Here is a 632-nt window from a genome sequence, read left to right as displayed (position 1 = left end):
CGTTCACGTGGTGAACCACCCGCCCGACGCGCCGCCCATCGAGCAGCATCCCCGGCTCGATGTCGGGCGCCTCCTGCGCGAACACCGCCCGCGCATGCGCGCCGTCTTCCGAGACGCAGAACGGCCGCCCGGGATACGCGGGCCACGTCTCGCCGCCGACGCGGATTGTACCGTTCCGCCGAACCCGCCACGAGACGCCCGCCCGTCGACAAACCACGTTGAGCGCTTCTGCGGCCCGCGCCCGCGCCCGCACCCACCGCGCGAGGAGCGGCAGCCCGTCGATCCCTTCGAGCTCGCCCGCCTCTTCGCCGGCCTCGCGGAGGATCGCCGCGACGACGAGGCGCGGCGGAGCGAGTTGATATTGCCGCGGAGGGAGCTCACGCCGCAGGCCTCCGCGCCCGCCGACGATGAAGGCACGCGTGCGCCCCTCGAACGCGCGGCTTTCGATCACCGTCCCCGCGAACTCGACCGACGCAGCATCCTCCACGCCCATGGCGACCACGATCGAGCCCGCGAGAGGCTCGCCCGCGTCCACCTCGGCCTCCGCAGTCCAGGCCCCCGCGAGCGGCATCGAGAGACGGAGCGAGATGACTTCGAGCGCGCCAATCTGAACGAGGCTCACGGCCGGTTCG

Annotated in this window: 1 protein-coding gene; it reads right to left on the bottom strand. The window is 72.9% G+C overall.

The window, feature by feature from the left end; all coding sequences use genetic code 11:
* A partial coding sequence (locus QHF84_RS50375) for a hypothetical protein (protein ID WP_281320794.1) occupies nucleotides 1-622 on the bottom strand: 622 nt, incomplete at its 3' end.
* Between the last annotated feature and the right edge of the window lie 10 nt (nucleotides 623-632).

It is taken from the genome of Polyangium sp. y55x31, from assembly GCF_029946505.1.
Taxonomy (GTDB): domain Bacteria; phylum Myxococcota_A; class Polyangia; order Polyangiales; family Polyangiaceae; genus Polyangium.
The sequence above is the reverse complement of the archived record's forward strand: the minus strand, read 5'-3'. Positions and strand labels throughout refer to the sequence as shown.